Source organism: Pseudorhodoplanes sp. (genome assembly GCF_046289595.1).
Classification (GTDB): Bacteria; Pseudomonadota; Alphaproteobacteria; order Rhizobiales; family Xanthobacteraceae; genus Pseudorhodoplanes.
Window position 1 is genome coordinate 1 of sequence record NZ_JBKBVB010000154.1, and the last position, 9080, is coordinate 9080.

General features: G+C 62.1%; 7 protein-coding genes. 1 reads left to right on the plus strand and 6 read right to left on the minus strand.

The genetic code is table 11. The features are described 5' to 3' along the window. Together ACK41X_RS21320 and ACK41X_RS21325 are read right to left on the minus strand one after the other, a co-directional pair. Nucleotides 1–1130, minus strand: a 1130-nt coding sequence (locus ACK41X_RS21320) for a 2Fe-2S iron-sulfur cluster-binding protein (RefSeq protein WP_409727598.1), incomplete at its 3' end; no start/stop codon positions are given. A gap of 4 nt (nucleotides 1131–1134) precedes the next feature. After that, the gene (locus ACK41X_RS21325) at nucleotides 1135–2868 is read right to left on the minus strand and encodes an NAD(P)H-dependent oxidoreductase subunit E (protein WP_409727601.1); all 1734 of its coding nucleotides are present in this window, start codon (nucleotides 2866–2868) and stop codon (nucleotides 1135–1137) included. A 111-nt stretch (nucleotides 2869–2979) separates the two neighbouring features. Here ACK41X_RS21325 and ACK41X_RS21330 point away from each other — a divergent pair, with 111 nt between their 5' ends. Beyond that, nucleotides 2980–3876: a LysR family transcriptional regulator gene (locus ACK41X_RS21330; RefSeq protein WP_409727604.1), complete on the plus strand. Its 897-nt coding sequence runs from the start codon at nucleotides 2980–2982 to the stop codon at nucleotides 3874–3876. Nucleotides 3877–3904: 28 nt separating this feature from the next. Here the strand turns inward: ACK41X_RS21330 and ACK41X_RS21335 are convergent, their stop codons facing one another. The 4 genes from ACK41X_RS21335 to frc form a co-directional block, all read right to left on the minus strand. Then, the gene (locus tag ACK41X_RS21335) at nucleotides 3905–4594 is read right to left on the minus strand and encodes a glutathione S-transferase family protein (protein WP_409727607.1); all 690 of its coding nucleotides are present in this window, start codon (nucleotides 4592–4594) and stop codon (nucleotides 3905–3907) included. Nucleotides 4595–4785: 191 nt separating this feature from the next. Continuing rightward, nucleotides 4786–6483: a formate--tetrahydrofolate ligase gene (locus tag ACK41X_RS21340; protein ID WP_409727610.1), complete on the minus strand. Its 1698-nt coding sequence runs from the start codon at nucleotides 6481–6483 to the stop codon at nucleotides 4786–4788. A 173-nt stretch (nucleotides 6484–6656) separates the two neighbouring features. Then, the gene (locus tag ACK41X_RS21345) at nucleotides 6657–7583 is read right to left on the minus strand and encodes a methionyl-tRNA formyltransferase (protein ID WP_409727613.1); all 927 of its coding nucleotides are present in this window, start codon (nucleotides 7581–7583) and stop codon (nucleotides 6657–6659) included. Nucleotides 7584–7701: 118 nt separating this feature from the next. Further along, a complete protein-coding gene (gene frc, locus ACK41X_RS21350; protein WP_409727616.1) occupies nucleotides 7702–9018 on the minus strand; it encodes a formyl-CoA transferase in 1317 nt (438 codons plus the stop codon). Nucleotides 9019–9080: the final 62 nt, after the last annotated feature.

The window sequence follows — 9080 nt, forward strand, 5'->3', positions numbered from 1 at the left end:
CAGTGATCGACGTTGTTGGTGCCGAAGCCGGTGCGGACCAGCTTCTGGAACAGATAGGCCTCTTCGTTCGAACATTTCGCCGAGCCGAAGCCGGCGAGCCCCTTCGGCCCGTGCTGCTCGCGGATCTTCAAAAAGCCTTGCGCGGCCTTGTCGAGCGCCTCCTCCCAGGTCGCCTCCCGGAAATGCGTCCACGGATTCATCGGGTCGATGAATTCATGCGGGATTTTCGGCACGCCCTCCTTGCGGATCATCGGCTTCAAGATGCGCTGCGGATTATGCACATAGTCGAAGCCGAAGCGGCCCTTCACGCAGAGCCGGTTCTCGTTGGCAGGGCCTTCCTTGCCGGTCACGTAGAGAATCTTGTCGTCCTTGATATGGTAAGTGAGCTGGCAGCCGACGCCGCAATAGGGACACACCGAATTCACCTGCTTGTCGGCATAGCCGGTGCGCACATTCTCTTCGTTCACGAGCGACGACGGCATCAGCGCGCCGGTCGGGCAGGCCTGCACGCACTCGCCGCAGGCAACGCAGGTCGAATTGCCCATCGGATCGTCGAAGTCGAACACGATCTTTTCGTGATGGCCGCGACCGGCCATGCCGATCACGTCGTTAACCTGGACTTCGCGGCAGGCGCGGACACAGAGATTGCACTGGATGCAGGCATCGAGATTGACCGCCATCGCCACATGGCTGCGGTCTGGTGCCGGTTTCTTCTCACGTTCGGGGAAGCGGCCGGTCTCGATACCCATCCTGTCCGCCCACGACCAGAACTTGGAAGCCGGATCGTGCGACGTGGCGCGCTCCGGCTGGTCGGAGACGAGCAGGTCGAAGATCATTTTACGCGCGGTCTCGGCCCTGTGGTTCGAGACATTGACCTTCATGCCCTCGGTCGGCTTGCGGATGCAGCTTGCAGCGAGCACGCGCTCGCCCTCGATCTCAACCATGCAGGCGCGGCAATTGCCGTCGGCGCGATAGCCGGGCTCCGGCGAGTAGCACAGATGCGGGATGTCGATGCCTTCGCGCTTGGCGACCTGCCAGATGGTCTCGCCTTCATGCGCATGCACCTGCCGTCCGTCGAGGATAAAGGTGACGCACTTCTCGCCGTGAATGTGTTTCGGGTTCTGGGTCATCGTTTCACCAACCCTTCAGAGGCTTTTTCAGATCCTCTGGAAAATGTTTCATGACGCTCTGCAGCGGATTGGGCGCGGCTTGGCCGAGCCCACAGATCGAGGCGTCCCGCATCGCCGCCGACAGCTCGTTCAGCAAATCTTCGTTCCAGGGCCCCTGCTCCATCAGCTTCACCGCCTTCTCGGTGCCAACGCGGCACGGAGTGCATTGGCCGCAACTCTCGTCCTCGAAAAACTTCATCAGGTTGAGCGCGACCGCTTTCATGTCATCCTGATCGGACAGGATGACGACGGCATGAGAGCCGACGAAGGAGCCATATTTCTCAAGGGTACCGAAATCGAGCGGGATGTCGGCCATGCTTGCGGGCAGAACACCGCCCGATGCGCCACCGGGAAGGAAGCCCTTCAATACATGGCCGTCCTGCATGCCGCCGCAATATTCGTCGATCAGCTCGCGCATGGTGATGCCCGCCGGCGCGAGCTTGACACCCGGCATCTTGACGCGGCCCGACACCGAGAACGAGCGCAGACCCTTGCGGTCATGGCGTCCATGCGAGGAAAACCAGTCCGCGCCCTTCTCCACGATGTCGCGCACCCAATACAGCGTCTCGACATTCTGAACGAGAGTCGGACGGCCGAAGATGCCGACCTGGGCGACATAAGGCGGGCGATGACGCGGCAGCCCGCGCTTGCCCTCGATCGATTCGATCATTGCGCTTTCTTCGCCGCAGATATAGGCGCCGGCGCCGCGACGCAGATGCACTTTGGTGTGCGGCGTCAGGCCCGCAGCTTCTACCTTGGCAATTTCCTCGAGCAGCATCAGCCGCAATTCGGGATACTCGTCGCGCAGATAGAAATAGACATCGGTGGCTTCCACCACCCAGGCGGCGATCAGCATGCCTTCGATGAAGCGATGCGGATCAAGACCGAGATAATGGCGGTCCTTGAACGTGCCGGGCTCACCCTCGTCGCCGTTGACCGCCATCAGGCGCGGCCCTTTCTCCGCGCGCACGAAGGTCCATTTGCGCCCGGTCGGGAAGCCTGCCCCGCCGAGCCCGCGCAGACCGGAATCGTCGACCGCCTTGATCATCTCCTCGCGCGTGCGCATACCGTCGAGGCAGGACTTCAAGAGCGTGTAACCGCCTTCCGACCGATAGATCTCGAACGACTTGCCGGGCGTCGCCGCATGCGCATGCTCATTCGCCTCCACCGCTTCGGCGACCTTGGCGACATTGGCGTGGAACGTCTGCACATGACCGATCGCGGCAACCGGCGCAACGTCGCAGGCGCCCATGCAGGGCGCGCGGATCACGCGCACATCCTTGCCATACTTCGCTTGCAGTTCGCTCAGCAGCTTCTCCGATCCCGCCATGGCGCAGGACAAAGAGTCGCAGACCCGGACGGTGATGGCCGGCGGCGGTGTCTCACCCTCCTTCACCACATCGAAATGCGCATAGAAGGTCGCGACCTCGTACACTTCGGCCAGCGCCATCTTCATCTCGTGCGCGAGCGCAGCGAGATGCGCGGCCGAGAGGTGACCATACTTGTCCTGAATGAGATGCAGATGCTCGATCAGGAGGTCGCGGCGGCGCGGCCGGTCTGTCAGCAGCGCCTGGATTTCGGCCAGCGCCTCGGGATCGACCTGACGGCCCTTCGGGGTCTGGCGGGCCCTGCGGCCTCGCCCACCGGAACCGTCAAAACTTAAGGGCCTGGAACGGGTTAGTGTGTCTGCGGTGCTCATACCGCACCTTCGCGAAGCGGCCTCCTTAGAACAATCCCCAACTACCGATGCGTCGATAGGATTTTTCTATCGTTCTTTCCAAGCCCCTGAAAATGCGGTAGTTTTACAACCATGCTGGACAAGCTTGAATACCTGATGGCGCTCGCGCGCGAGGAGCATTTCGGCCGCGCCGCGGACGTCTGCGGTGTGACGCAGCCGACGCTGTCCGCCGGCATCAAGCAGCTCGAAGAGCAGCTGGGCGTGATGCTGGTGCGCCGCGGCTCGCGCTTTATCGGGCTGACCCCGGAGGGCCAGCGCACTCTCGACTGGGCACGCCGCATTGTTGGCGACAGCCGCGCGATGCGGCAGGAGATCACCGCACTGAAGAAGGGCCTGACCGGCCGGCTGAAGATTGCCGCGATCCCAACGGCACTCGCGATGGTCGCCGCCATCACAACACCGTTTCGCGCACGCCATCCCGATGTGCGGTTCACCATCCTGTCGCAGACCTCGATCCAGATTCTGACGCATCTGGAAAATCTCGAGATCGACGCCGGCATCACCTATCTGGACAACGAGCCGCTCGGCCGGGTGAACACCGTCCCGCTCTATCAGGAGCGCTATCAGTTGCTGACGGCGCCCGATGCACCGCTCGGCAACCGGCAGCGCGTCACCTGGGCCGAGGTCGCGCAGGTTCCGCTCTGTCTTCTGACGCCGGACATGCAGAACCGCCGCATCATCGACGGATTGCTGCGCTCGGCCGGCGGCGATCCGCAGCCGACTCTGGAGTCGAATTCTGTGGTTGTGCTGTTTGCCCATGTGCGCACCGGCCGCTGGGCAACGGTGATGCCCTCGAAGCTCGCCGAGACGCTCGGACTGACCGACACGATCCGCGCGATCCCGATCGTCGAGCCTGAGGCGGTCCACACGATCGGTCTTGTGGCACCGGCGCGCGAACCGATGACGCCGCTGACAGCGGCGCTGGTGGCGGAAGCCAGGCGTGCGGCGAAGGAGATGGGCGAGGCGTGACGCGCGTGCGCATCACGCCATGGGTCGCCTACACCACCTTCACGTCCATGTGCCGGAACATGGCCTTCCGCGCTTCGTCGTCCATCTCGGTCTTGAAGGCGTGACGGTCCTTGAGCGCATTTGCGATCTTTGCCGCCGGCCGCGCGCTGATCTCATCGACCAGACGCTTCAGATTCGGGAATTTCGTCCACATGTCGTCACCGGCCACGAACGGAGCCATGCGCGCCCAGCCCCACAGCGCCATGTCGACGATCGTATAGGTTTCAGCGACCATGTATTTACGGGTGGCGAGCCGCGCGTCGACCACACCGTAATGGCGCTGCGCTTCGTAGACGTAGCGGTTCACCGCATAATCCGAACCGTCCTTGGGCGCATAATGGCGGAAATGCACCGACTGCCCGGAGAACGGACCCAAGCCGGTGGCAACGAACATCAGCCACGACAGCAACTCGCCACGATTCTTGTCCGATTGCGGCGGTAGAAACTTGCCGGTCTTGTCGGCAAGATAGAGCAGGATCGCGTTCGAATCGAACACGGTCACGTCGCCATCAACGATCGCCGGCACCTTCGCATTCGGATTGATTTTCAGATAGTCCGGGCTGTGCTGTTCGCCCTTGCGGGTATCGACCGGAATGGCTTCATAGGGAATCCCGGCCTCTTCAAGAAACAGCGCAACCTTCACCGGATTGGGTGCGCCGCTGTAGTAGAACTTGAGCATGGAATGGTCCTCGTTTGGGGCCGCGATCCTATCGAAACGGCTGCCCCCGCGAAAGCGCAGACCCAATTTTTATCGCGCGTCGCGGTCATGCTAACCTTGGGCGCTAATGGGTCGCGAAGAATACACCGCCAATAAAAACCCTCCCCGCCGACGCGGAGAGGGTCTTTTGCATGCGTGATTATGCGCTGATTTCAGAACAGACCGACGATGCGGCCTTCCGCATTGACGTCGATCGAGTCCGCAGACGGTACCTTGGGCAGGCCCGGCATCGTCATGATCTCACCGCAAACCGCAACCACGAATTCGGCGCCGGCCGAGAGCCGCACTTCGCGGACCGGAATGTTGAAACCGGTGGGCGCCCCCTTGGCGTCGGGATTGGTCGAGAACGAATACTGCGTCTTGGCGATGCAGACCGGAAGATGGCCGAAGCCCATCTCTTCCCATTGCTTGAGCTGATCCTTGACCGACTTGTCAGCAGTCGCGTCATCGGCGCGGTAGATTTCCTTGCAGATGGTGCGGATCTTCTCGAACAGCGGCATCTCGTCGGGATAGAGCAGCTTCAGATTGGCCTTGCCTTCGTCGATGATCTTGACCACCGCCTTGGCAACGTCGGCTGCGCCCTCGCCGCCCATGGCCCAGTGATCGGCCATGATGGCTTCGACGCCGAGCGCCTTGCACTTCTCCTTGACGAGGTTGATTTCGGCCTCGGTATCGGCCGAGAAGCGGTTGATCGAGACCACCGCGGGCAGACCGAACTTCTTGAGATTCTCGATGTGCCGCTGCAGGTTCGCCATGCCGGCTTCCAGCGCCTTGAGGTCTTCCTTCTTGAGATCCTCTTTCTTCACGCCGCCATGCATTTTTAGCGCGCGGATGGTGGCGACGATGACCACGCAATCCGGCTTCAACCCGGCCTTGCGGCACTTGATGTCGAGGAACTTCTCGGCGCCGAGGTCGGCGCCGAAGCCCGCCTCGGTCACGACATAATCGGCCAGCTTCAGCGCTGCGGTGGTCGCCGACACCGAGTTGCAGCCATGCGCGATGTTGGCGAACGGGCCGCCATGGATGAAGGCCGGCGTGCCTTCCAGCGTCTGCACCAGGTTCGGCGCGATTGCGTCCTTCAGCAGCGCGGTCATCGCGCCGTCCGCCTTCAGCTCCTTGGCGCGGATCGGCTTGCGGTCGCGGGTATAGCCCACGATGATGTTGCCGAGACGGGCCTTGAGATCGTTGAGGTCCTTGGCAAGACAGAAGATCGCCATCACTTCCGACGCCACCGTAATGTCGAAGCCGGCTTCGCGCGGATAGCCGTTGGCGACACCCCCGAGTGAGCAGACGATTTCGCGCAGCGCGCGGTCGTTCATGTCGAGGACGCGGCGCCACGCGACGCGGCGCGAGTCGATGCCCAGGGCATTGCCCCAGTAGATGTGGTTGTCGATCAGCGCCGACAGCAGATTGTGCGCCGAAGTGATGGCGTGGAAGTCGCCGGTGAAGTGCAGATTGATGTCCTCCATCGGCACCACCTGGGCATAGCCGCCGCCCGCTGCACCGCCCTTCACGCCGAAGCACGGGCCGAGCGAAGGTTCGCGCAAGGCGCACATCGCCTTTTTGCCGATGAAGTTCAGCGCATCGGTGAGGCCGACCGTGGTCGTGGTCTTGCCCTCACCGGCCGGGGTCGGGTTGATTGCGGTGACGAGGATCAGCTTGCCGTTTGGCTTGTTCGCGAGCGATTTGATGTAATCCATCGACACCTTGGCCTTGTAATGGCCGTAAGGTTCGAGGTTCTTCGCGTCGATGCCAAGCCGTTCCTTGGCGACATCGACGATCGGCCGCATCTTGGCGGCCTGGGCGATTTCAATATCGGACAGCGGTTTCTGATGCTGGGAGGCGGGCATGGTGTTTCGATTCCATCAAAAGCAAAACAGGTGGCTGGATTTCCGGTCTTTCAGTCTTTGTCTTTCGTCATGCGAGAGCGAAACCCGCGCATCCGTTTCAAGGCGGCATGTGCCTCCCCTATCGCGATCGCCAGGTCAAGGCCGGCCGCGACGAAGCGGTGACGAAACTTGCATCATGTGAAGCGTGCGCCCTTTTCGATCTTTGCGGCTGCGGCCCATTCTCCCGCGCCAACTTTTGGCCCATCGGCCTGCACGCGCGTGATCTTGATGCGTCCGTCGGCGCAGGCGACGGTGACGCTGTCGGCATCGACCGCCACGACTTCGCCGATCTTTCCGCCGATCCCCTTGGGATCGCGGGCGGGCAACGGCGTAGCATCGAAGATTTTCAGCTTGGCGCCGTTGATCGTGGCCCACGCACCCGGCGAGGGATTGCACCCCCGGATCAGCCGGTCGATATGCTCCCACGGCTTGCCGAAATCGATGTGCGCATTGCCCGGTCCGCAGATGCCTTCGTAAGTCGCCTTGGAGTGATCTTGCTTGATGCGCGGCGCCTTGCCGGCCTTCACCAGATCGACCGATTCAAGCATCGCATCGACGCCCATCGGGAACAGACGATCGAAATAAACGGTGCCGAGCGTGTCCTTGTCGGAGATCGGAGTCTTCTTCTGAAGCAGGATATCGCCGGTATCGAGTCCGTTATCCGGCCAGAAGATCGACAGCCCGGTTTCGTTCTCGCCCTTGATGATCGGCCAGTTGATGGCGGAGGCGCCGCGATAGAGCGGCAGCAGCGAGGGGTGATACTGGATCGAGCCGTGGGTCGGAATGTTCAGAAACTCCTCCGGCACGAACAGCGTGACGAAGGCCATCACCTGCAGGTCGGGCTTCAGCGCCTTGAATTGTTCCCACACCGCCGGATCCTTGTACGAGGACGGCTGATAGACCGGGAGGTTTGCCGCGAGCGCAGCTTCTTTCAGCGGGTCGGCTTTGCCGCCGGGCTTTTCCGGCGCGACATAAACGCCGATCACATTCTCGCCGCGCTTGAGCAGGGCTTCAAGCACGGCCTTGCCGAAGGCCTGCTGGCCGTGAACCACGATACGCATCGAACGCACCTCCCCCGAATTATGTCCAGTCGCCCCCCCGCGAAAGCGGGGCCCATAACCCCAGCGCTATCGAGAGAGCACAGCGTATGGGTCCCCGCCTTCGCGGGGACGACAATAATCACGCCGCAGCCTTGCCTTCCTTTTCCGGCGCCGAAAGCGCTCCCGATGCCTTGATCTCGGCGACGGTCTTCTTGTCGAAGCCCAGAACCTTGGTGAGAACTTCATCCGTATGCTCGCCAAGAAGCGGCGAACGCTTCACCTCAGAGATCGAGTCCGACATCTTGATCGGATTGCCGACGGTCAGATACTTGCCGCGCACCGGATGATCGACCTCGACCACGGTACCGGTCTTGCGCAGCGACTCATCCTCGGCGATCTCCTTCATCGAGAGAATCGGACCGCAGGGGATGTCGTACTCGTTCAGAATTTCCATGGCCTCGAACTTGGTCTTGGTCATGGTCCAGGCTTCGATGCGCTCGAAAATCTGATTGAGCTTTGGCAGCCGCGCCTTTGGCGTTGCGTATTCCGGATCGGTCTTCCAGGTCGGCTCGCCGATCACATCGCAGATCGCGCCCCAGACCGGCGCCTGCGTAATAAAATAGATGTAGGCGTTCGGATCCTGCTCCCAGCCCTTGCACTTGAGAATGCGCCCGGGCTGACCGCCTCCGGAATCGTTGCCGGCTCGCGGTACGGTATCGCCGAACGGAATGCCCTCGCCATACTGGCTGTATTCCGTCAGCGGACCATGGGCGAGACGCTGCTGGTCGCGCAGCTTGACGCGGCACAGGTTGAGCACGCCGTCCTGCATGGCAGCCAGCACGCGCTGGCCGCGGCCGGTTCGATTGCGCTGATAGAGCGCGGCGACGATACCGAGCGCCAGATGCAGGCCGGTGCCGCTATCGCCGATCTGCGCGCCGGTAACCAGTGGCACGCCGTCGCGGAAGCCGGTGGTCGAGGCCGCGCCGCCGGTGCATTGCGCGACATTCTCGTAGACCTTGCAATCCTCGTAGGGACCGGGGCCGAAGCCCTTGACCGAAGCCACGATCATGCGCGGGTTGAGCTTGTGGATGTGATCCCAGGTCAGCCCCATGCGATCGAGCGCGCCCGGCGCGAAATTCTCGACCAGCACGTCGCATTTCTTGATCAACTCATTGAGCACGCGCTTGCCCTGCGGATGCTTCGAATCGATCGTGATCGAGCGCTTGTTGTGATTGAGCATGGTGAAGTAGAGCGAGTCCGCACCCTTGATGTCGACCAGCTGGCCGCGGGTGATGTCGCCGACACCCGGTCGCTCGACCTTGATCACGTCCGCGCCGAACCAGGCGAGGAGCTGGGTGCAGGTTGGGCCAGACTGCACATGCGTGAAATCGAGGATACGCACGCCGTCGAGCGCCTTGCCGGCCTGGCCGAAGGGCTTTTTCGACGGCGCAGGCAGCGCGGACTTTGGCTTGCCATTCTTGCCGTTTTTGCCATTCTTGCGAAGTGCTTGCGCGCCCT

Bases quoted from the DNA above. Each gene is read 5' to 3' on its own strand.
- ACK41X_RS21325 (WP_409727601.1), bottom strand. From the start codon at position 2,868: ATGAGCACCGCAGACACACTAACCCGTTCCAGGCCCTTAAGTTTTGAC.
- ACK41X_RS21330 (WP_409727604.1), top strand. From the start codon at position 2,980: ATGCTGGACAAGCTTGAATACCTGATGGCGCTCGCGCGCGAGGAGCAT.
- ACK41X_RS21335 (WP_409727607.1), bottom strand. From the start codon at position 4,594: ATGCTCAAGTTCTACTACAGCGGCGCACCCAATCCGGTGAAGGTTGCG.
- ACK41X_RS21340 (WP_409727610.1), bottom strand. From the start codon at position 6,483: ATGCCCGCCTCCCAGCATCAGAAACCGCTGTCCGATATTGAAATCGCC.
- ACK41X_RS21345 (WP_409727613.1), bottom strand. From the start codon at position 7,583: ATGCGTATCGTGGTTCACGGCCAGCAGGCCTTCGGCAAGGCCGTGCTT.